General features: G+C 68.0%; 18 protein-coding genes and 1 riboswitch. Of the genes, 8 read left to right on the top strand and 10 right to left on the bottom strand.

The window, feature by feature from the left end:
• Positions 1-3: 3 nt before the first annotated feature.
• The 7 genes from AC1RLU_RS22670 to AC1RLU_RS22640 are packed head-to-tail and all read right to left on the bottom strand — an operon-like array spanning position 4 to position 7,752.
• Positions 4-636 (bottom strand): precorrin-8X methylmutase, encoded by a 633-nt coding sequence (locus AC1RLU_RS22670; RefSeq protein ID WP_492798376.1) that lies wholly within the window; start codon positions 634-636, stop codon positions 4-6.
• Entirely contained in the window at positions 633-1,919 is a 1,287-nt protein-coding gene (gene cobG, locus AC1RLU_RS22665) for a precorrin-3B synthase (protein WP_492798374.1), read from the bottom strand. Before cobG ends, AC1RLU_RS22670 begins: the two co-directional genes overlap by 4 nt.
• Positions 1,916-5,353, bottom strand: a complete 3,438-nt coding sequence (cobN, locus tag AC1RLU_RS22660) for a cobaltochelatase subunit CobN (RefSeq protein ID WP_492798372.1) — start codon at positions 5,351-5,353, stop codon at positions 1,916-1,918. The genes cobG and cobN overlap by 4 nt, the downstream gene beginning before the upstream one ends.
• A gap of 9 nt (positions 5,354-5,362) precedes the next feature.
• A complete protein-coding gene (cobW, locus tag AC1RLU_RS22655) occupies positions 5,363-6,418 on the bottom strand; it encodes a cobalamin biosynthesis protein CobW (RefSeq protein WP_492798371.1) in 1,056 nt (351 codons plus the stop codon).
• Positions 6,419-6,422: 4 nt separating this feature from the next.
• Positions 6,423-6,812: a DUF1636 family protein gene (locus AC1RLU_RS22650; protein ID WP_061968848.1), complete on the bottom strand. Its 390-nt coding sequence runs from the start codon at positions 6,810-6,812 to the stop codon at positions 6,423-6,425.
• Positions 6,813-6,822: 10 nt separating this feature from the next.
• On the bottom strand, positions 6,823-7,563 hold the full coding sequence (locus tag AC1RLU_RS22645; protein ID WP_492798369.1) for a CbtA family protein: 741 nt from the start codon (positions 7,561-7,563) through the stop codon (positions 6,823-6,825).
• Between the two features lie 12 nt (positions 7,564-7,575).
• Positions 7,576-7,752, bottom strand: a complete 177-nt coding sequence (locus AC1RLU_RS22640; protein ID WP_061968845.1) for a CbtB domain-containing protein — start codon at positions 7,750-7,752, stop codon at positions 7,576-7,578.
• 37 nt (positions 7,753-7,789) lie between these two features.
• Positions 7,790-7,974: riboswitch (cobalamin riboswitch) on the bottom strand.
• A 55-nt stretch (positions 7,975-8,029) separates the two neighbouring features.
• On the opposite strand from AC1RLU_RS22640, the gene cobU reads away from it, so the two are divergent.
• The 4 genes from cobU (at position 8,030) to AC1RLU_RS22620 (ending at position 11,692) form a co-directional block, all read left to right on the top strand.
• Positions 8,030-8,548: a bifunctional adenosylcobinamide kinase/adenosylcobinamide-phosphate guanylyltransferase gene (gene cobU, locus AC1RLU_RS22635; RefSeq protein ID WP_492798595.1), complete on the top strand. Its 519-nt coding sequence runs from the start codon at positions 8,030-8,032 to the stop codon at positions 8,546-8,548.
• Positions 8,548-9,156 carry a cob(I)yrinic acid a,c-diamide adenosyltransferase gene (gene cobO, locus AC1RLU_RS22630; protein WP_492798367.1) on the top strand — a complete coding sequence of 203 codons (609 nt, stop codon included), beginning with the start codon at positions 8,548-8,550 and terminating at the stop codon, positions 9,154-9,156. The genes cobU and cobO overlap by 1 nt, the downstream gene beginning before the upstream one ends.
• 263 nt (positions 9,157-9,419) lie before the next feature.
• Positions 9,420-10,040 carry a TetR/AcrR family transcriptional regulator gene (locus tag AC1RLU_RS22625; RefSeq protein WP_492798365.1) on the top strand — a complete coding sequence of 207 codons (621 nt, stop codon included), beginning with the start codon at positions 9,420-9,422 and terminating at the stop codon, positions 10,038-10,040.
• Positions 10,037-11,692, top strand: a complete 1,656-nt coding sequence (locus tag AC1RLU_RS22620; RefSeq protein WP_492798363.1) for an acyl-CoA dehydrogenase family protein — start codon at positions 10,037-10,039, stop codon at positions 11,690-11,692. Before AC1RLU_RS22625 ends, AC1RLU_RS22620 begins: the two co-directional genes overlap by 4 nt.
• Before the next feature lie 3 nt (positions 11,693-11,695).
• On the opposite strand, the gene cbiB is transcribed toward AC1RLU_RS22620, so the two are convergent.
• Positions 11,696-12,673: an adenosylcobinamide-phosphate synthase CbiB gene (cbiB, locus tag AC1RLU_RS22615; protein WP_492798361.1), complete on the bottom strand. Its 978-nt coding sequence runs from the start codon at positions 12,671-12,673 to the stop codon at positions 11,696-11,698.
• A 17-nt stretch (positions 12,674-12,690) separates the two neighbouring features.
• Here cbiB and cobD point away from each other — a divergent pair, with 17 nt between their 5' ends.
• The 3 genes from cobD to AC1RLU_RS22600 all read left to right on the top strand — a co-directional run bounded on the left by cobD (position 12,691) and on the right by AC1RLU_RS22600 (position 15,990).
• On the top strand, positions 12,691-13,686 hold the full coding sequence (gene cobD, locus AC1RLU_RS22610) for a threonine-phosphate decarboxylase CobD (protein ID WP_492798594.1): 996 nt from the start codon (positions 12,691-12,693) through the stop codon (positions 13,684-13,686).
• Positions 13,687-13,785: 99 nt separating this feature from the next.
• On the top strand, positions 13,786-14,757 hold the full coding sequence (locus AC1RLU_RS22605; protein ID WP_492798359.1) for a D-2-hydroxyacid dehydrogenase: 972 nt from the start codon (positions 13,786-13,788) through the stop codon (positions 14,755-14,757).
• 18 nt (positions 14,758-14,775) lie between these two features.
• A complete protein-coding gene (locus tag AC1RLU_RS22600; RefSeq protein ID WP_492798357.1) occupies positions 14,776-15,990 on the top strand; it encodes an MFS transporter in 1,215 nt (404 codons plus the stop codon).
• A gap of 57 nt (positions 15,991-16,047) precedes the next feature.
• On the opposite strand, the gene AC1RLU_RS22595 is transcribed toward AC1RLU_RS22600, so the two are convergent.
• Together AC1RLU_RS22595 and AC1RLU_RS22590 are read right to left on the bottom strand one after the other, a co-directional pair.
• Positions 16,048-16,575, bottom strand: a complete 528-nt coding sequence (locus tag AC1RLU_RS22595; RefSeq protein ID WP_492798355.1) for a hypothetical protein — start codon at positions 16,573-16,575, stop codon at positions 16,048-16,050.
• Positions 16,576-16,634: 59 nt separating this feature from the next.
• Positions 16,635-18,299, bottom strand: a complete 1,665-nt coding sequence (locus AC1RLU_RS22590) for a GMC family oxidoreductase (protein WP_492798354.1) — start codon at positions 18,297-18,299, stop codon at positions 16,635-16,637.
• Positions 18,300-18,538: 239 nt separating this feature from the next.
• Between AC1RLU_RS22590 and asnB the strand changes: the two genes are divergently transcribed.
• Positions 18,539-20,437, top strand: coding sequence for an asparagine synthase (glutamine-hydrolyzing) (gene asnB / locus AC1RLU_RS22585; RefSeq protein ID WP_492798352.1), 1,899 nt, complete (start codon positions 18,539-18,541; stop codon positions 20,435-20,437).
• Positions 20,438-20,758 lie beyond the last annotated feature (321 nt).

Raw genomic sequence — 20,758 nt, 5'->3', positions numbered from 1 at the left:
CACCTATTCCTTGTCCTGCGCCAGCGCATTGACGGCGGCTGCCGCCATGGCCGAGCCGCCGCGTCGTCCATGCACCACGACGAAAGGCACGCGCCCGTCCTTGGCCAGTGCCGCCTTGGATTCCGCCGCCCCGACGAAGCCGACGGGGATGCCGATCACGGCGGCGGGCTTCGGCGCTTCGGCATCGAGCATTTCGAGCAGGCGGAACAGCGAGGTCGGGGCATTGCCGATCACCACGACTGCGCCGGCAAGCCGGGGCTTCCAGAGCTCCATCGCGGCGGCGGAGCGCGTCGTGCCCATTTGCGCGGCCAGCGCCGGAACCTGCGGATCATCTAGTGTGCAGAGAATCTCGTTGTTCGCTGGCAGGCGGGTGCGAGTCACACCATTGGCGACCATTTTTGCGTCGCAGAGGATGGGCGCGCCGGTCCTGAGCGCGGCCTGCGCGGCCTCCGCGAAGCCGGCGGACATTTCGACATCCTTGGGCAGGTCGGTCATGCCGCAGGCATGGATCATCCGGACGACGACGCGCTCGGCCGCGCCACTGAAGCGGGCGAGGTCGGCCTCGGCGCGGATGATGGCGAAGGAGCGCTGATAGATCGCCGCGCCGTCCTGGATGTAGTCGTATGCCTTGTTCAACCCTGCGATCCCGTCGTGCGCAGGGCTTTGGCCAGCCGCGCGTGAATGTCTTGTCCGGGCTGCAATCGCGTGAGCAGCGCCGAAAGGTCAAGCGTCGCGACCGGCTTGTCCCGCGTCGTCCCGCCCGGCACGACGTCGTAGTGCCCGCCTCGCCCGACCAAGGTGAGGTCGGCAGCCGCCGGATGGGCGCAAGCCTTGATGCAGCCGGAGACGTGGAGCGTCGCGCCTGCCGCCAGCAGGCCGGCCGCAGCTTCGGCGAATGCGGCCGCATCGACCATGGCCGGTGCCTCGGCGCGCGAGCAGGCGGGGCTGCCGGCGCAGGCCTGCACGGAGAGGCGGGGATCGTCGTCGCGTGTAATCAGGCCGAGATCGTCGGCCAGCGCCAGCAGCGCTTTAGCCTCGGTCCGGCCGAGATCGCGGAAGGCGAGCCCGCGCCAGGGCGAAAGCCGGATATCGGAAACCAAGCCGGCCCCGGCACCGAGCCGGTCCAGTACGGCGGCATCGCAACGGCCGAAGGGCAGGCCGATAAGCGCTGCGAACCGATCTCCTTCGAGCGCGAACAATCCCGCGCGCCGTGGCGGCGGGCGCGATGCGGGGGCGGTGGCTTCAGGCAGCGTGGTCAGGCTCGCCAAGGCTTCGGATGACAGGTCGCGCAGGCGGCGGATCTGATCGGGCGCGGCGTCTCGCAGCGCTGCAAAGTCGCGCAGGATCGCTGCCACGGTTGGCGCGGCTTCTGTGACCGGGATAGGGCCAAGCCAGAGACGATCGGCGAGGCACAAGGCTGCGCTCGTGGCGTCCATCCCAACCAGCCGGATATCACTGGCAAAACCATCGAGGGTCTGTGCGCCGCCATCGTCCACGACGACGCCGAGCTTGGCCGGCAGGCCGGGTACGGTCCGGGCGCGCTGCTCGATCTGTGTGGCCAGTGTGGCGGCGTCGATCAGGCCGTCCGGGTCCCGTCCCGCCAGCGGCGAGACCAGCGTCACGCGGTGGGGGCCGTCGCCCTCATGCTCATCGACGAGCTGCTCTGCCAGCAGGCGCTCGACCAGCACCGGATGGCTCTCGGCCGTCACGCCGCGGATCTGCAGGTTGGCGCGGGCCGAAATCTCGATCAGCCCGTTGCCATGCTCACCCGCCAGCGCCGCGATCCGCCGCAATTGCGCGGGCGTCAGCTTTGCGCCGGGAGGATGCAGCCGCACCAACCAGCCGTCGCCGGTCTCCATCGGCCTGAGCGTGCTCGGGCACCAGCCGCGCCGCAGGGCTTCCTTGGGAAGGGCATTCATTCTGCCGCCTCCCGCGCCAGAAAGGCGCCGACAGAATTCCGCCGGCTGCTCCAGAGCCCGCGCCGCGCCGCTTCCGCCAATCGCGAACGGATCGAGGCAGCAGCCGGCGCATTGGCCGCTTCCAGCGCTGCCCAGACCTGCGGATCGGCGCAATAGGCCTGGAAGACGGCATCGAACAGCCCGTCGGTGACGGCATCCGTGCTCGCCGCGAAGACGAAAAGCGTGTCGACCGCCTCCGCCAGTTCCGCCGCCCCGCGCCAGCCATGGGCGAGCTGGGCGGCGATCCAGTGCGGATGCGTCAGGCGGCCATGGACGATGCGGGCGATGTCCTGCGCCAGCGTGCGCGCCTTCGGCGTTTCCGGGTTCGAGCTGTCGAGACTGTAGAGCACGGGATCGGCGCCGAGCGCCTTCGCCGCTGCCGCAAGTCCGCCGATGACGTCCGCGGCGCTACTGGCTTCGAGGATGTCGCGCCCGGCGGTGTCGCTGACATGGATGAAGGCGTCGGAGGTTTTGATGCGCGCGGCAAAGCTGGGATCGGCCGTGCCGACCCCTTCCGGTCCGCCATAGGCATGATCCGAGGCGGCGAGATAGGCCGCGCCCAGCTCGTCGCGCTGCGCCCAGTCGCCGTCGAGCACGCGGTCCGCCATCGCGGCGCCATAGCGGCCGGGCGCGGCGCCGAAGATGCGGGCGCCATGCTCGCCGCGACGGCGAGCTGTGGCCGGCTCGTTCCAGTCATCCGGCTCGTCCAGCGCGGCCACGGCGCGTGCTGCCTGGTCGAGCAAGGCGATTTGCCCCGGAAACGTATCGCGGAAGGTGCCGGAGATGCGCACGGACACGTCGAGGCGCGGATAGGCGAGCTTCGGCTGCGGGATGATGCTGAAGCCGGTGACGCGGGTCGAGGCGTTGTCCCAGAGCGGCTCGACGCCCATCAGCGCGAGCGCATGCGCGATGTCCTCGCCACCCGAGCGGAGCGTCGGCGAGGCCCAGAGGTCCATGACGACCCGTCTCGGGTAATCGCCATGGTCCTGCAGATGGCGCGAGACCACCGCCTGTGCCGCGAGCAGGCCGAGCCGGGTGGCAGCACGTGTCGGGATCGCCCTGGGGTCGAGCGTCGAGAGATTGCGCCCGGTGGGCAGCACGTCCGGCCGGCCTCGATGCGGTGAGCCGGCGGGGCCGGGCACGACGAAGCGGCCGTCGAGGGCGCGCAGCAGATTTTCACGTTCGTTGCGGGCTGAACCCGGGTCGATCTCGGATTGCCCGAAAATGTGCAGACCGTTGCGGAAGGGCAGTTCGGCGATGTCACAGAGATGCGCGTCGAGCCGCGTCAGTGCCTCGTTCATCTCGGTATCATCAGCAACACCGCAGGAGGCCGCGAGCCCGGCCGCTTCGGCGCGGGAGCGGATTTCGGCTGCGACGATATCCGCGCGGCGCGGATCGAGCACCTGCGCCTGCGAGAATTCCTCGACGAGGTCACGCAGCAGGCCGGTCTCACCCGCGGTTTCCGTTTCAGCCAAAGGCGGCGGCAGGTGGCCGAGCGTGAGAGCCGAAAGACGGCGCTTGGCCGGCGCGGCCTCGCCGGGGTCATCGACGACATAAGGGTAGACCACCGGTAGCCCGCCGACCGCGAGCCGTGGCCAGCATGCGGCGGAAAGCGCGACCGCCTTGCCCGGCAGCCATTCCATCGTGCCATGTGTGCCCAGATGGATCAGGGCATCGATGGCTTCGGATTGGCGGAGCGCGAGATAGAAGGCGAGATAGCCGTGGCCAGGCGGGGCGTCGGGGTCGTGATAGCGCGCCTTGCGGTCGGGCGTGGCGTCGCGTGGCGGCTGCAAGGCGACGGTGAGGTGGCCGTAGCGCACGGCGCGGAAATGGAAGGCGCCATTGCGGCAAGCCGGGTCGGTCTCGGGCTCGTCGTGGCTGGCGGCGAGGGCGTCGCGCGCTGCGGCGGGGATGGTCGCGAGCCAGTCGCGATAGGCCGCAAGCGGGAGGCTCAGGCTTGCAGGGCCTGCGGTGAGCGAGGCCATCAGCAAGGCCCCCTCTGTCAGTCCCTCATCGTCGTCCCGGACAAGCCGCGTCAGCGGCGCCGATCCGGGATCCACGCCGGAACGCCGCTCGGAAAGGTTCAGGCATGGGTCCCGGGTCTCCCGTTGGTCACCCGGGATGACCGGCGAGGGGGTGTTGGTGGACGAGCCAACCTCATACCCCGCGTCCGCCAGCAAGTCCCTGATCGCGATCACGCTTGCGGGCGTGTCGAGACCGACGGCGAAGCCGGCCCGGCCGCCGCGTGCGGGATAATCCGACATCACCAGCGCGAGCCGGCGTTCGGCGACGGGTTTCCGGGCCAGCGCGATCCAGCCATTAGCCAGATCGGCCAGTGCCGCGATGCCGTCGGCATCCGGTACGAGCCGGCGGATGGACAGGCCGGTCGCCGGGTCGGTCTCCTCGGCCTTGAAGGCGACCGGCACGGCGCCGATGCGTCCGTCGAATTCGGGGAGTGCCACCTGCATGGCGAGATCGGCGGCGGAAAGCCCGCGCGGCGAGGCGTCCCAGGCTTCGCGCGGGCTGCCGACCGGCACGGCTTGCAAAATCGGGCAATCGGCGCCGTCGAGGACGAAATCGTCACCTCCACGCGCGGAAAAGGCGGTGGTGGTGACGATCAGAGCCGGCTTGCGTATTGCGATCAGCGCCGCGAGTTCGGCCGTGGCCGACGGGTCTTTCAGGCTGGTCAGCGCGAGCGGGAGGGGGGCGAGATCGCGGGCGGCGAGGGCGGCGGCGACCGCCTCGCCCATGGCGGTATCGCCGGCCGCGACGCCGGAGCGATATTGCAGGACTGGGACGAGCGGCTTGCCGGCGGAAAGGGCGGCGAGCGCCTCGCGCCAGGGCAGGGGCGTGCCGTTGCGGCTGAGCGCGAAGAAGGAGGGCAGCGTGAGCGGAGCGAGGTCCTGAGCGTCGTGCGACGCGGCCAGGTATCGCCCGATCTGCCCGAGCAGCCGCCGCATGTTCGCGGCGCCGCCGCCTGCCTGAAAATAGGCCAGCAGTTCGGCTGCGAAACCCGCCGGCACCGTCGCATGCTCGCCCAGCCGCGGGTCGTCGCGCTCGTCGCCGGGCAGGATCGCGAGCGGAATGCCGCGCTCGCGGCAAGCCGCGCCGAGCTGCTCGATGCCGTAGCGCCAGTAATCGAGCCCGCCGAGGCAACGCACCAGCACGAAGCGGCATTGCGCAACCGTCTTCTCGATCAGGAAATCGACCGAGAGGGGATGCTTCAGGCGTCGGAGCGGCGCGAGCCGCACCGACAGGTTGCCGTCACCTGCCGCCAGCGCCGAGAGGTCGCTGTCGGTGAAGGACAGAACGAGCACATCTCCCGGCGGCAGGGCGAGATCGACGGCGTCCGCGCCGTCGTCGAGCCTGATCTCGCTGGTCGGGAGGAGGTGCATCGGCAGATGTTACGCCCCCGCGAGCGCCGCTTCCACGGCCTTGAGATCGAAGCCCTTGAGCCCGATCACGGTGAGGCGGCCGTCGCGCGGCTCGCTCGCACCCCAGGCCCGGTCGAAATGATGACCGATGCGCCGGCCGACGCCCTGCACGACGAGCCGCATCGGCTTGCCCGGCACGGCGGAAAAACCCTTGAGCCGCAGCACGCCCTCGGCCTCGGCGGCCTTGGCGACGCGCGCCGTCAGCTCTTCCGGCGACAAGCCGGCCGGCAGCGGCAGGGCAACCGAGTCGAAATCGTCATGGTCGTGATCATGCTCGCCCTCACCATGATGCGAAGGGCGCGCGGCGAGGTCGCTTTCGGCGGCAGCGCCGAGGCCGACGATCAGCGCCGGCTCGACCTTGCCATGGGCGGTCTCGACGATCTTGATCGCCTTCGGCAGATGCTCGGCGATCTCGGCCTTGACCCGCGCGCGGCCGGCTTCGTCGACGAGATCGCTCTTGTTGAGCAGGATCAGGTCGGCGCAGAGGATCTGGTCCTCGAACACCTCTTCCAGCGGGTTGTCGTGATCGACCGAGGCGTCGGCCGCCTTCTGCGCCGCGAGCGCCTCCGGATCATCCGCGAACTGGCCCTCGGCCACCGCCGGGCCATCGACCACGGCGATGACGCCGTCGACGGTGACGCGCGAGCGGATGGCCGGCCAGTTGAAGGCGGTGACGAGCGGCTTCGGCAAGGCGAGGCCGGAGGTCTCGATCAGGATGTGCTCGGGCGGGTTCGGCCGGTTCAGGAGCTTTTCCAGCGCCGGCACGAAATCGTCGGCGACGGTGCAGCAGATGCAGCCGTTCGGCAATTCGACCACGTCCTCATCGCTGCAGCCGGCGATGCCGCAGCCCTTGAGGAATTCGCCGTCGAAGCCGAGATCGCCGAATTCGTTGACGAGCACGGCGAGCTTCTTGCCCTGCGCATTCTCCAGGAGATGGCGCACCAGCGTCGTCTTACCGGCGCCGAGGAAGCCGGTGATGATGGTGCAGGGAGTTTTGCCGAGATTGGCGGCCTGCGGAGCGTTCATGATGTCATCCTTGCTGGCGCGCCGGCAGAGGCGGCACGCGTGCGACCACGCCCTTGCGGAAGGACTGCGGCCGCTCTTTCCAGGGAACGATGCCATTGGCGCTGGCGGCATAGGCCTCCGCCGCGCCGACGATTTCGTCGAGATGGGTATCGGTGTCGAGATCGCCGATCAGATAGGTCCATTTGCCATCGGCGCTGAGCGCGATGGTGCAGGGCCGCTTGCAGACGCAGAGGCACTCGACGGGCAGCACGGGGATCGTGCTGCCCTTGGCTTTAAGCTGTGCGGCGAGGCGCTCGGCCAGTGCCAGACCCGGCTGGTCATAGCCTTCCGGGAGGTCGGCGCGGGCGCGGCGGCAGGCCGTGCAGACATGGATCGTGAGGTCACCCTCGGACATTGGTTTGCCTTCAGGCTTCGGCGGCCCGGCGGGTCGCCCGTGGCCAGAGCACGCCGACCATGAAGGCGGTGACGAGCCAGAGTGCGGCCTGGATGCCGAGCGAGAGCGACGCGAAATGGGCGGCGACCTCGGCCGGAACCTTGCTCTCCGGCGCGGCCGGATGCGGCGCGCCGACGACGTGCGGGAGCAGGATCAAGACTACGGCGACGAGCTTCAGCCAGGGCTGATCGAAGCGCAGGAACAGGAACAGCCCGGCCGCAGTGGCGATGGCGGTCCAGAGCCACCAGAGCTGGCGTTGCTCCAGCGCGGCTGAGGCTGCCCCCGGCAGTTCCGGCGCCAGCCCCATCGCCGGCGCGAGCCCCAACGCCAGGAAGCCACAGGCGCCCCAGACGAGCGCGCTGCGCTGGTCGATGCTGTCGCCCGCCGCGATCATGCCCGCGAGCAGCAGCGCCGCGAAGCCGATCGCGGTCGCGATCGTCACCGCACCGGTGAAGAGGGTGCGCTGGAAGCCGTCCTGCGGCTTCCATTCGGCATGGTCGTGGCCGGGGGCGTCGCCGGCCGGGCCGTGCGCGAGGATGATCTTCGCCTCGCCGTCGAAAGCGGCGAGCGTCGGCGCTTTCAGCGCCAGCGCCGCCTCATAGGTCTCGGCCTTGAGGATCAGCGGGGTGGTGGTGACATGCTGCAGGGCGGCGACGATCAAGCCAGCCAGAAGCCCGGCCAGGATGCTGACCGTGAGAACACGCGTGATCATGGATGCTTTCCCTCAGTGGCAGGGAAAGGCGAGGCCGTGACGGGTGTCGTGCGCGGCGTTGTGGACATTGGTCGAGGCCGCGAAGCCGGTCGTGTAGATCAGCGCGACGCCGATCACGAGCGCGGCTGCAACCGCCTTGACGCGTTCCGAAACGCTGAGTGTGGGGGTGGAAACCGAAACGGTGTTCATATGCGTTCTCCGTGGCCGCCCCGCCGGCAGCCGGTTGGATCTCTGCGGGTTGACGGCAGGTCTCCTGGCTCACGGACTTCGCGTCCCTCGCCGCCTTCCCGGAGCGAGCGCTCCAGTGGCCGATGGCGAAGGACATCCGCTTACAGTTGCGGGGGCAGCCGCGGTCTCGCACCGCGTTCCCTTTTCACCTCCTCGCGGAGGCACCGTCAGCGACGATCATTAGCCTTCGCCGTGCCGCTGTGCAATGCAGGATGGTCCTTTGAACCCTGCTTCCACGATGCCGAACGAAATTTCCCACCTCACCCTCGTCCTTGGCGGTGCCCGCTCCGGCAAGAGCCGCCATGCCGAGGCGCTGATCGAGGCCTGTCCAGCGCCCTGGAGCTATATCGCCACCGCCCAAGCTTATGACGACGAGATGCGCGCGCGGATCGCCGAGCATCGCGCCCGCCGCCCGGCCGGCTGGCAGACGGTCGATGCGCCGCTCGACCTAGCCGAGGCGATCGCCGCCCAGCCGGCGGGCCGGCCGGTTCTGGTCGATTGCCTGACGCTCTGGCTGACCAACCTCATCCTTGCGGAGCGCGACACGGCCGCTGCGCGCGAAGTTCTGATCGCCGCTTGCGAGCACGTTTCCGCCCCGCTCGTCCTGGTCGGCAACGAGGTCGGGCTCGGCATCGTGCCGGAGAACGCGCTCGCCCGCCGCTTTCGCGACGAGGCCGGGCGCCTGCATCAGGCGCTTGCGGCGCGGGCGGCCAGCGTGGTCTTCATGGTCGCCGGATTGCCGATGCGAGTGAAATGATGACGGATACCGAGGACGCCGCCCGCCACAAGGCGAAGATGGAGAAGCGCAAGGCGGTACAGGACGCCGAGGTCGCCTCCAAGACGCTCGAGAAGGGGCTGCTGATCGTCAATACCGGCCCCGGCAAGGGCAAATCGACGGCGGCTTTCGGCCTGATCCTGCGGGCGCTCGGCCATGGCTGGCGGATCGGTGTGGTGCAGTTCATCAAGGGTGCCTGGTCGACCGGCGAGCGCAAGGCGCTGGAGGCCTTCGGCGATCAAGTGAGCTGGCACAGCATGGGCGAGGGCTTCACCTGGGAGACGCAGGACAAGGCCCGCGACATCGCCGCCGCCGAGCGCGCCTTCGCCAAGGCGAAGGAGTTGATGGCCGATCCCGACATCAGGCTGCTGGTGCTCGACGAGCTCAACATCGCCCTGCGCTACGACTATCTGCCGCTGGCCGAGGTCGTGACGACGCTGGCGGCCCGCCGGCCGGACCTGCACATCGTCGTCACCGGCCGCAACGCCAAGCCGGAGCTGATCGAGGTAGCCGATCTCGTCACCGAGATGACGCTGGTGAAGCATCATTTTGCTGCCGGCGTGAAGGCGCAGGAGGGCATCGAGTTCTAGGATAGTTGTCTTCGTGCCGGCCGCCGATCCCGTCATTGCGAGCGCAGCGAAGCAATCCAGGGGGCTGGGCCGACCCTCTCACCCAGTCCCCCTGGATTGCTTCGGAGCTCGCGCTCCTCGCAATGACGACGGACTCCTTCCTGGCGGGAAAGGTGCATGACCGTCTTTGCCGCCGGCCCTTCCGGGCGCCCTCATCCCCACTTGACGCCGATCGGGCTTGCCCTCAAATTGAATCTGAATTCAAATTCAATTTGAGGGTACGCATGCCTGAACGGACACCGAAACAACCGCGCAAGGCCGGGAAGCGGGAAGCCATCCTCGCTGCCGCCCGCGGCATCGTCTCGGAGGTCGGTTTCCAGGAAACCTCGATCGCCGCGGTGGCCTCCGCCAGCGGCGTCTCTACCGGCAGCGTCTATTCCTATTTCGCCTCCAAGGCCGAGCTGATGGCCGAGATCGTCGCCGCCGTATCCTCGCGCGAGCTTGCCGTGCTGCGCGAGATCGCCGCGAGCGATTCACCGGTTTCTGAACGCCTGACCGCCGCCGTCGAGGCCTTCGCCCGGCGCGCCTTCGCCAATCGCCGCCTTGCCTGGTCGATGATCGCCGAGCCCGCCGATCCGGCCGTCGATGCGACGCGGCTCGACTACCGGCGCGAGATCGCCGGCATTTTTCGCGCGCTCGTCGTCGAGGGCGAAGGGCAGGGCGCCTTTCGGCCCGTCGATCCCGATGCCGCCGCCGCGATGATCGTCGGCGGCTTCATGGAGGCGCTGATCGGTCCGCTCTCGCCGGACCGTCCGATCACGCCCGAGCGCGGCCGCGAGATCGCTGCGGCTCTCGCCGATCTCTCCCTCGCCGCGTTGATTTCCCGAGAAGGACAGGCCGCATGACCACGCTCGACGCTTACGGCTACGACACGCATGAGGTGCTGAATCAGGCCCCGGCGCTGGCGGACTACGACGCCTTCGCGGCCGATCCGGCGCTCGGGCCGATCCTCGACGCTTTCGGCGCCGGCTGGTTCCGCGAGCAGGCGAGCGTGGTCGGCGGTCATGTCGGCTCGCAAGCGGTGCAGGATCTGGCGCGGCAGGCCAATCGCAACCTGCCGGAGTTGCGCACGCATGACCGCTGGGGCCGGCGCGTCGACCAGATCGAGTTCCATCCCGCCTGGCACGAATTGATGGGGCTCGCGATGCGCGACGAGTTCCATTCGCTGTGCTGGACCAAGCCACGAGCCGGCGCACAGGCGGCGCGGGCGGCGGTTTCCTATCTCTGGAACCAGGGCGAGAACGGCATCTGCTGCCCGCTCGGCATGACCTATTCGGCGATCCCCGTCGTGCAGCGCGATCCCGCGCGCTGGGCCGAGTTCGGTCGTTTGATCACCTCCTCCGATTACGACGGTCGCCCCTTGCCGGCAGCGCAGAAGCGCGGCGGCACGGTCGGCATGGCGATGACCGAGAAGCAGGGCGGCTCGGACCTGCGCCAGACCCAGACGGTGGCGACCCGCAATGCCGACGGCACCTATTCCCTCACCGGCCATAAATGGTTCTTCTCCGTCCCGCATTCCGACGTGTTCCTGACGCTGGCACGCACGGAGGAGGGCGTCTCCTGCTTCGTTGTGCCGGGCTGGCTGCCGGACGGGTCGCGCAATCGCCTGCAGATCCAGCGGCTGAAGGACAAGTGCGGCAACAAGTCGAATGCCTCGTCCGAGGTCGAATTCCGCGGCGTGATCGCCCACCTGATCGGGGAGCCCGGCCACGGCATCCGCGCCGGGCTGGAGATGAACCACTATACGCGGCTCGATTTCGCCGTCGGCTCGGCCGGGCTGATGCGCCATGCGGTGGCGCAAGCCGCGCATCACACCGCCCATCGCCGCGCCTTCCAGAAGGCGCTGATCGACCAGCCGATCATGACGAACGTCATCGCCGACCTCGCCTTGGAGGCCGAGGCCTCCGCCTGGCTCGCCTTCCGCTTCGTTCACGCGCTCGACCGCGAGGGCGACAGCGAGGCCGAGAAGCTGATCGGCCGCATCGGCGCGCCGATCGCCAAATACTGGAACTGCAAGCGCGCTACGCCGGTCGTGGTGGAGGCGCTCGAATGCCATGGCGGCAACGGCTTCATCGAGGACCATCTGATGGCGCGGCTCTATCGCGAGGCGCCGCTCAACGGCATCTGGGAGGGCACGGGCAATGTCGTCTGCCTCGATGTGCTCCGCTCGATCCGCCGCTATCCGGATTGCGTGCCGGCTTTGCTCGACGAGTTGCGCGCCGCGCGTGGCAACGACCCACGCTACGACGCGTTTATCGCCGAACTGGAAACCGACCTCGTCGATGTGCTCCGCCATGAGCATCTGGCGCGGCGCTTCGTCGAGCGCATGGCGCTCGGGCTCTCGGCCTCGCTGCTGATCCGTCACGCGCCGCATGCGGTTGCCGACGCCTATGTCGCTTCGCGATTGGCCGGCGGCTGGTCCGGTCATTTCGGCTCGCTGCCGCTGGGCGCCGATCTGCAGGCGATCGCGCGGCGGGCCGTGCCGGTGCCGAACTGAGCTTCAGAGCAGCGTCAAGGCCGCGAACAGCGCCGCCAGCGCCCAGAGCAGGCCGCAGGAGCGCTTGTAGAGCGCGAGCGCCCGCCTGATATCGGTCGCATTGGCCTCGGCCCGGCCATCGCCCATCCAATGGTCGTCGACGCGGGTCTCGCCATAGACGCGTGGCCCGGCGAGCCTGAGGCCCAGCGCGCCCGCCATCGCGGCTTCAGGCCAGCCGGCATTGGGCGAACCGTGCTTGCCGGCATCGCGCCGCACCGCGCGCCAGGCGCCGCCCGCATCCGCCGCCGGATCGAGCGCCGCCGAAACCATCAGCAGCAGCGCCGTCAGTCGCGATGCCGGCAGGTTGACGAGATCGTCGAGCCGCGCCGCCGCCCAGCCGAAGGCGAGATGGCGCGGCGTGCGGTGGCCAATCATCGAATCGGCCGTGTTGATTGCCTTGTAGGTGGCGATGCCCGGCAAACCGCCAACACCTAGCCAAAAGGCTGGCGCGGTGATGCCGTCCGAGAAATTCTCGGCGAGGCTTTCGATCGCCGCACGCGACACGCCGGCCTCGTCCAGCGTCTGCGGATTGCGCCCGACGATCATCGAGACGGCACGACGCCCGCCTTCCAGCCCCTCCCGCTCCAGCCCCTCGGCGACGCGGGCGACATGCTCGTAGAGGCTCCGCTGCGCGATCAGGGTCGAGGCGACGAGTGCGAGCGGGATCAGGCCGAGCGGCCCGACGGAAAGACACAGCCGCCGGATCAGGGCGGACAGGGCGATAGTGACGGCGAGGAGCAGCGCCAGTGCCAGCACGCCCATGGCCTTGCGCAGGGCGAAGGTGGCGGCCTCCCGGTTCAACTCGCGATCGAGCATTCCGATCAGCCTCCCGATCCAGGTGACGGGATGGCCGATTGCGGCATAGAAGCGCTGGGGATAGCCGAACGCCGCCTCGATGGTCAGCGCGAGCACGAGCAGCGGCAGGCTGGCGGAGAGGTTCATGCAGGAGCGCGGGCAGGATCGTGGCTGAGGACGGTATCTGGCATGGCGGCGATCTCGCCACGGCCCGCGCGCTCTTTCCGGAAGCGCCTGAGCCTTGGGTCGATCTCTCCGCCGGGATCAATCCGATCCCCTATCCGCTTCCGGCGCTGCCGTTAAGCCTCTGGACGCGCCTACCCGGCGCCGATGACGAGGCGGCGTTGATTGCGGCTGCCCGCGAGGCCTATCGCGTTCCGGCTCACGCAGACATCGTGGCGGCGCCCGGGACGCAGATCCTGATCGAATTGCTGCCGCGGCTGGCGCCCTCCGGTCCGGTCGTGATCCTCGGCCCGACCTATGCCGAGCACGGTCATGCCTGGCGCAAGGCGGGGTACGCAGTCAGCGAAACTGCGGCGCCTGCCGAGGCGGCTGTGACCATTGTCGTGGTCAACCCCAATAATCCCGATGGGCGCGTGCTGTCGCAAGCTGAACTGACGAGCCTGGCCGCGCATTGCGCCACCCACAGCGGCCTCCTCGTCGTCGACGAAGCCTTCGCCGATTTCACGCCCGAAACCAGCATCGTCCCCGATCTTCCGGCAGGGGCGATCGTGCTGCGCTCCTTCGGCAAGACCTATGGTCTTGCGGGCCTGCGGCTCGGCTTCGCCATCGGTGCTCCTGAGCCAATGGCAAAGCTCAAGGCGGCGCTCGGTCCCTGGTCGGTTGCCGGCCCGGCGCTCCATGTCGGCGCACAGGCGCTGTCCGATGCCGATTGGCTCGCCGGGACCGGCCGGGAACGGGCGCAGGATGCCGCGCGTCTCGATGCCCTGCTGGCGCCGCATGGGCGCGTCATCGGAGGAACCACCCTGTTCCGCCTCCTCGAAACGCCGAAAGCGGCGGCGCTCTTCGCCCGCCTCGGCCGGCACGGCATCTATGTTCGCCGCTTCCAGAATGCGCCAGATCGCCTGCGTTTCGGCCTGCCGGGCGACGAGCTTTCCTGGTCGCGCCTGCACGCGGCGCTCAGCGTCGATGTTCCCTGAGCATCGCCATCAGCGTGAAGCTTGCATGCGGCCAGTGCGGGGACAGGAGCGGGCGCGCCCGCTAACGTCCATCGAAAAGGAATCGGGGAGAGACAACGCATGGCATTCCTGCCGCCGGAAGGCGAACTGACGATCGGCTTCGCCCATGCCGCCTATCAGCTTCGGGACGAGTTCCTGACGCGCGGCCGCGCCGCGAAAAGCTTCGAGGTCAACAGCCTCGACGATCTGCGCGAGCGGGCGCCGGAAGCCGATGTGCTCGTCGTCTCCGGGCTCTGGCGCAACGACCTGCTGCCGCGATTGCCGAAGCTGCGTTTCATCCAGTCGATCAGCGCCGGCACCGACCAGTTCGACAAACCGGCGATCGGCGCCGCCGGCATCCGCCTCGCCAGCGCCCAGGGCAGTAATGAGCGGGCCGTCGCCGAGCATGCGATGTCGCTGATCCTGGCGCTGACCCGCCAGATCCATTTCGCCCGGGACAACCAGGCGAAGCAGTTCTGGCGCCCGATGATCGGCGACAGGGCGCTGCGCGAGGACGAACTCGGCGGCAAGACGCTGGTTATCGTCGGGCTCGGCCGCATCGGCCTGCGGCTGGCGAAATTGGCGGCGGCCTTCGACATGCGCGTCATCGGCGTGCGCCGCAGCGCCGAGGCGCAACCGCATGTCGAGGCCGTCATCCATCCGAGCAAGCTCGCGGAAGCGGTGGCACAGGCCGATTTCGTCGCGCTGACCTGCCCGCTGACGCCAGAGACGGAGGGGCTGATCGATGCCCGCATCCTCGGCGCGATGAAGCCGAGCGCTTTTCTGATCAATGTCGCGCGCGGCCGCGTCGTCGACGAGATGGCCTTGCTCGACGCGCTCGGCAACAGCGGCATCGCCGGTGCCGGGCTCGACTGTTTCCATGAGGAGCCGCTGCCGCCGGTCTCGCCCTTCTGGCGCATGCCGCAGGTCATCGTTACCCCGCATAGTGCCGGCGAGACCCGCGCCTACGAGGGCAATGTGATCGACCTTCTCCTCGACAATCTGGGTCGCCTCGAACGCGGCGAAGCGAACCTGCGCAACCAGATCGTCTGAGCGGAACGGGTCGCGGCCATGACTTCGCTAAGAGTCTTCCGGCCGGGCGGCCCCTCGCTGATCCCGGCGCTCGGCGTGACGCAGGTCTTCGGCTACGGCACGCTGTTCTATGCCTTCACCGTGCTGGCGCCGCGCATGACCCGCGATTTCGGCTGGGCGCCGGAATGGACCTTCGGCGGTTTCGCGATCGGCCTTTTGCTGGGTGGCGCGGTCGCGCCCGTCACCGGCGGCCTGATCGACCGCTACGGCACGCGGCTGGTGATGACGATCGGCTCCGCGCTGGCCGGCCTCTCGCTCTTCGCCTTGGCCGAGGCGCGCGGCATCGTCAGCTACACGCTTGCGATGGTCGCCCTGCAGGCGGTGACCACCGCTGTGTTCTACGACGCCGCTTTCGCTGCGCTGACGCAGGCGCGCGGCAGCCAGGCGCGCCGCGCCATCAGCCAGCTCACCCTGATCGGCGGCTTCGCCTCGACCCTGTTCTGGCCGCTGACCTCGAGCCTGCTCGGGATGTTCGACTGGCGCGGCGTCTACCGGCTCTACGGCCTCTCGCAGTTCCTGGTCTGCCTGCCCCTGCACCTGTTTTTCCTGCCCGGGCGGGTGAAGCGGCCGGTCGTCGCGCAGGCCGTGGATGCGGCCACGCCAGCCCCGCAGGAGCCGGAGCTGGCTTATCTCCATGACGATGCGCGCCGCCGCGCCTTCCTGCTGCTGGCGCTGGCCTTCTCGCTCCAGGGCTTCGTCGTCTCGGCTATGGCGGTGCATATGCTCGCGCTGCTCCAGGGCTTCGGGCTCAGCGCGGCCGTCGCGGTCGGCATTGGCGCGATGCTCGGGCCGTCGCAGGTCGCAGGTCGCCTTGTCGAGATGCTGTTCGGCCGCGCCGTCTCGCCAGTCACGACGGCCTGGGTCTCAGGCTGTCTGATGCCGCTCGGTCTCGCTCTGCTCCTTGTCGGCGGTTCGCTCCCGGTCGTCGCCGGGCTCTTCGCCATCGCCTTCGGCATCAGCATGGGGCTGAGCTCGATCGTGCGCGGCACCGTGCCGCTCCAGCTCTTCGGCCCCGTCGGTTTCGGTGCGACCATGGGCAAGCTCTCGGCGCCGGGGCTCGTCATCAAGGCGGCGGCGCCGCTCGTCTTCGCCGTCTCGCTGGAGCGCGGCGGCGTCATGCTCTCGACGCTGCTGCTGATCGCCTTCTCGGCGTTCGCCGCCGGCGCGCTTTTCCTGCTGGCGCGCAGCCGCTAGCGCATTTTCGAGCGAAGTGGACACCGGTTCGCGTGAAGAAAATGCGGCAAAAAGGACTTAGGCCAGCATCGTGCGCCACCAGTGGCGCACGGCATCGCGTGTCCGCATCGCCAGGCCATAGGCAGCCGTGGCCCTGACCCGGGCAAGCACGCTGTCGCGCACGCGCACCACCTGTCCCATGATCCAGGCGAACCAGCGATAGCGCAGCAGTTTCTCGCGGCCGGCATGATAGATGCGCTCGACGAAGACGAAGCTCATCAGATGCGCGAAGGCGGTGACCACCAGCCCGGGCCAGAACTGCCCGCGCGCAAACAGCACGAGGCCGAAGAGCTTCAGCGGCTCGGCAATGGCGAAGGGGACCGCCAGCGCCAGCAGGACGAGCAGCGGCGGCAGGGCGGCGACGCTCTCCTCGAGCCGGCGCATGACGCGCAATTCCGCGAGCCGGCGCAGCAGCGGCCGGTAGAGCGGCCGCAAGAGCTCGTCGAGGACGACGAAGACGGTGATGACGGCGCGCAGGACCGCGAGCAAGCCACGTGTGAGCGGGCCACGCTCCGGTGCTGATGGGGGCGGAAGATCTTCGGTCATCGCAACCGATTCATAGGCCGGGATTTGCGGCAATTCCATGCCGCCCGGCGCGACAACCCCTACCGGCGTGCGTCTTCCTTGAGCATCGCTACGCCCTTCTCGGCGATCATCATCGTCGGATTGGCGGTGTTGCCGGATGTGATCGCCGGCATCACCGAAGCGTCGATGACGCGCAGGCCCGAAACACCGCGCACGCGCAGCCGCTCGTCGAGAACTGCGCCCGGATCATCGTTGCTGCCCATCCGCGCCGTGCCGACCGGATGGAAGATCGTTGTCCCGAGCTTAGCGGCGGCGTCGAGCAAGGCGTCGTCCGACTGGACCGCTTCACCCGGCATGTATTCCTCGGGCCGGAAGCGGGCGAGCGGCGTCTGCGCCACAATGCGGCGCGTCAGCTTCATCGCGTCGACCGCGACCTGCCGGTCCTCCTCGGTGTCGAAATAGTTCGGCGAGATCACCGGAGCATCGCGTGGATCGGCCGAGCGCAGATGCACGCTGCCGCGGCTGGTCGGCCTGAGATTGCAGACGCTGGCCGTGAAGGCGTCGAACGGGTGGAGCCCTGAACCCCAGCTGTCGAGCGAGAGCGGCTGGAAATGATATTGCAGGTTCGCCGTCGCGTATTGCGGCGAAGACTTCGCGAAGGCGCCGACCTGCGACGGGGCCATGGTGAGCGGGCCGGTGCGCAAAGCCGCCCATTCCAGTGCCATCAGCGGCCGGCGCCAGAGCCTGGCATAATCGCTGTTCAGCGTCTTGACGCCTTGGACCTTGTAGACCGGCCGGATCTGGAGATGGTCCTGCAGGTTCTCGCCGACGCCGGGTGCATCGACCAGCGTCTCGATGCCGAGGTTCTGCAATCGCGCGCCGCCGCCGATGCCGGAGCGTTCGAGCAGGAGCGGAGAGGCGACGGCGCCGGCGCAGAGCACGACCTCGCCATTGACCTCGACCCGGAGCTTCTCCTCGCTCGCCGTGCCCAGCCCATGGGTGAATTCGACCGCCTTGGCCCGGCCGCCCTCGAAGACGATGCGCTCGACATGGACACGGGTCTCAAGTCGGAGGTTATGGCGCTCCTTCTGCTCGAGTAGCGGCTTCAGGAAGGCGCGATAGGCGCTGAGCCGCCGTCCGCGCCGCTGGTTCACCTGGAAATAGGAGGAGCCTTCATTGTCGCCGGTGTTGAAATCCGGGATCTTGACGATGCCGGCGGCTTCGGCCGCGTCGCGGATGGCATCGAGGATCGCCCAGCGCACGCGCGGATGCTCGACGCGCCATTCCCCGCCGGCCTTGTGCAGCCCGCCGGGCGGCGGCGCGATATGGTCTTCATGCGCAAGGAAATAGGGCAGCACGTCGTCCCAGCCCCAGCCGGCGAGGCCGCGCTGGCGCCAGCCGTCGTAATCGGCGGCCTGGCCACGCATATAGACCATGGCGTTGATCGCGGAGGAGCCGCCGACCACCTTGCCGCGCGGATAGGCCAGCGCCCGCCCGCCGAGGCCGGCCTGCGGCTCGGTCTGGAACAGCCAGTCGGCGCGGGGATTGCCGATCGCGAAGAGATAGCCGACCGGGATGTGGAACCAGATCCAGTCGTCCAGGCCGCCGGCTTCGAGCACCAGGGTCTTGGTCTCCGGATCGGCCGCCAGTCGGTTGGCGACGACGCAGCCGGCGGAACCCGCCCCGATCACGACATGGTCGAAGCTGCCGATCAGGCGGCGGTCGGAGGAGGCGGGGTCGGGCATGGCGGTTCCCGTCAAATGGCGGATAGCGATCCGTCCGAACTGGTACTGTGGCATAGGCGCGGGATCGATTGGCCGCAATGCGACGAAGTTCCAAACCGGCTCGTGCCTTTTTAGGTGCGGCGGTCGTCCGTGCGTACATTGTCGCACTCTCGACCGATGGAATTCTGATCACTATAAGCCACGCGGGGCGCTCCGGCCGTACGTTTGGCGGGGCCGATCCGCTTTGATGAGGCTACGGGATGTGCGGCATTTTTGGGTCGATCGGCTTCGAGCCCGACCCGCAACGGATCGATATTGTCGCGCATCGCGGTCCCGATGGTCGCGGCTGGGAGGTCTATGCCAGTCCGAAAGGCCCGGTGGCGCTCGGCCACCGCAGGCTCGCCATCATCGATGTTTCGGATGCCGGCCTGCAGCCGATGGGTGATGCTTCGGGCCGATATCAGCTCGTCTTCAACGGCGAGATCTACAACTATATCGAGCTGCGCGAGGAGATGCGGGCCAAGGGTGAGGTCTTCGTCTCGGAATCGGATTCCGAGGTGCTGCTTCGCGCCTATATGCTCTGGGGCGAGGATATGTTGCCGCGGCTGCGCGGCATGTTCGCCTTCCTGATCTGGGACGATCGCGACAAGAAGCTCTTCGCCGCTCGGGACCGCTACGGCATCAAGCCGCTCTATATCGTGACGAATCCGCGCGGCGTGGCTTTCGGCTCCGAGATCAAGCAGCTACTGGGCCTGCCCGGCGTTTCAGGTCGCATGAATGTCGCCCGAGTTCATGATTTCCTGGCCTCCGGCATCTCCGACCACACCGCTGAGACCATGTTCGAGGGCGTGTTCCAGCTACGTGGCGGCGAGAGCGTCACCGTCGATGCGAGCAGCGACGTTGCCCTCCAGGTGCAACCGCGCCGCTGGTATCCGGCCGTGGTCGGCGAGGTTTCTCTATCCGGAGATGAGGCAGCGGCTCGTTTCCGCGATCTTCTGACGGAGTCGGTCCGCCTGCATCTACGTTCGGACGTGCCGGTCGGTTCGTGCCTGTCGGGCGGGCTCGATTCATCCGCTATCGTCAGCCTGATGGCCCAGATGATGGACTCCGGCGCCGGCGGGTCGAGGGTTAACACTATCTCGGCCTGCTATGCCGAGAAGAGCGTCGACGAGAAGCCCTTCATGGATGCGGTCGTCGCTCATGCGCATACCGAACCGCATTTCATCTTCCCGCAACCGGAGGACGTATTCCAACGCGCCGCCGACATCACCTGGCACCAGGACGAGCCTTTCGGCTCCTCCTCGATCTTCGCACAATGGTGCGTCTTCGAGGAGGCGAGGCGTGTTGGCGTCAAAGTGATGCTGGATGGACAGGGCGCCGACGAGCAGCTCGCCGGATATCACACGGCTTTCGCCTATCGCATTGCCGGGATGCTGCGGGGCGGCAAGATCGATGCCGCGATCGCGACTGTGTTGGCGCGCAAGCGTGAGCTAGGGGCGCCGATGCTGGGGCAGCTGTTCATGGCGGCGCTGGCTCTAGCGCCTGAGCCTGTAACCGTCCGCTTGCGCAACGCTTATCATCAGATCAAGCAGGGTGGTTGGCTCGATACCGAGGTCATCCGGTCGAAGGGGAACCGGCTGACCGCCGCGCAGGAGGCACGGATCCGGGCCGGTCTAGAGCCGATGGTCGACATTCGCTCGCTTTGTCTCGGGCTGACCTATGCCACGAACCTTCCCATGCTCCTGCATTGGGAAGACCGCAATTCCATGGCGCATTCGATCGAGGCGCGCGTGCCGTTCCTGGACCATCCGCTGGTCGAGTTTTCGCTTGCGCTCGGCAACTGCCACAAGATCGAGGGTGCAAGTACAAAGACAGTATTGCGGCAGGCAATGAAGGGCATCATGCCTGATATCGTGATCGATCGACGTGACAAGCTCGGTTTTGCCACGCCCGAGCAGGCCTGGTTCCGCGGCCCGCTCAAGCGGCAGGCAATGGACGGTATTGAAAAGACACTGTCGCTGTACCCAACTTTGCTCAATGCTCAAGCTGTTCGCCGGAATGCCGCCCGGATGCTGGATGGCCACACGCCATTGGATTTCTCGCTGTGGAGAATCGTCAATCTCGGCATCTGGGGGCAGCGGTTTGGCGTAGGAGTCTGACTTGCGTCCTTCGCCATGGGTATTTCTCCCCCGAAGGCGACAGCAGGCCGGCAGCTACGACGAACTTATCGACTCAACCGGTTCTTGTCAGGTTGCATTTTGCGGATCGCCAGCCCCGCCACGCAGGTGGCGGGCACCCACGTCGTACCGCGTGGCAAGAAGGCCGGGGCCCCCCAATTGGCTGTCTTGATGCTAATAAATTATTATATTTCAATGGGATATCTGTTCTCGGCCTCGCTGACCGATCTTTTATTGCGATGCTCCCACCCAACGTGTAGGTATGCACGCAATCTCACGCTGCCTCCAATGGGCGTTTGCGCC

This window comes from Allobosea sp. GW822-FHT05A11 (assembly GCF_058800455.1).
The sequence above is the reverse complement of the archived record's forward strand: the minus strand, read 5'-3'. Positions and strand labels throughout refer to the sequence as shown.

Coding starts and splice junctions, on each gene's coding strand:
- cobW (WP_492798371.1), bottom strand. CDS start 6,418: ATGAACGCTCCGCAGGCCGCCAATCTCGGCAAAACTCCCTGCACCATC.
- AC1RLU_RS22590 (WP_492798354.1), bottom strand. CDS start 18,299: ATGCCCGACCCCGCCTCCTCCGACCGCCGCCTGATCGGCAGCTTCGAC.
- cobG (WP_492798374.1), bottom strand. CDS start 1,919: ATGAATGCCCTTCCCAAGGAAGCCCTGCGGCGCGGCTGGTGCCCGAGC.
- AC1RLU_RS22650 (WP_061968848.1), bottom strand. CDS start 6,812: ATGTCCGAGGGTGACCTCACGATCCATGTCTGCACGGCCTGCCGCCGC.
- AC1RLU_RS22605 (WP_492798359.1), top strand. CDS start 13,786: ATGGCATTCCTGCCGCCGGAAGGCGAACTGACGATCGGCTTCGCCCAT.
- cbiB (WP_492798361.1), bottom strand. CDS start 12,673: ATGAACCTCTCCGCCAGCCTGCCGCTGCTCGTGCTCGCGCTGACCATC.
- cobO (WP_492798367.1), top strand. CDS start 8,548: ATGACGGATACCGAGGACGCCGCCCGCCACAAGGCGAAGATGGAGAAG.
- AC1RLU_RS22620 (WP_492798363.1), top strand. CDS start 10,037: ATGACCACGCTCGACGCTTACGGCTACGACACGCATGAGGTGCTGAAT.
- AC1RLU_RS22595 (WP_492798355.1), bottom strand. CDS start 16,575: ATGACCGAAGATCTTCCGCCCCCATCAGCACCGGAGCGTGGCCCGCTC.
- cobN (WP_492798372.1), bottom strand. CDS start 5,353: ATGCACCTCCTCCCGACCAGCGAGATCAGGCTCGACGACGGCGCGGAC.
- AC1RLU_RS22640 (WP_061968845.1), bottom strand. CDS start 7,752: ATGAACACCGTTTCGGTTTCCACCCCCACACTCAGCGTTTCGGAACGC.
- AC1RLU_RS22645 (WP_492798369.1), bottom strand. CDS start 7,563: ATGATCACGCGTGTTCTCACGGTCAGCATCCTGGCCGGGCTTCTGGCT.
- AC1RLU_RS22625 (WP_492798365.1), top strand. CDS start 9,420: ATGCCTGAACGGACACCGAAACAACCGCGCAAGGCCGGGAAGCGGGAA.
- AC1RLU_RS22600 (WP_492798357.1), top strand. CDS start 14,776: ATGACTTCGCTAAGAGTCTTCCGGCCGGGCGGCCCCTCGCTGATCCCG.
- cobU (WP_492798595.1), top strand. CDS start 8,030: ATGCCGAACGAAATTTCCCACCTCACCCTCGTCCTTGGCGGTGCCCGC.
- asnB (WP_492798352.1), top strand. CDS start 18,539: ATGTGCGGCATTTTTGGGTCGATCGGCTTCGAGCCCGACCCGCAACGG.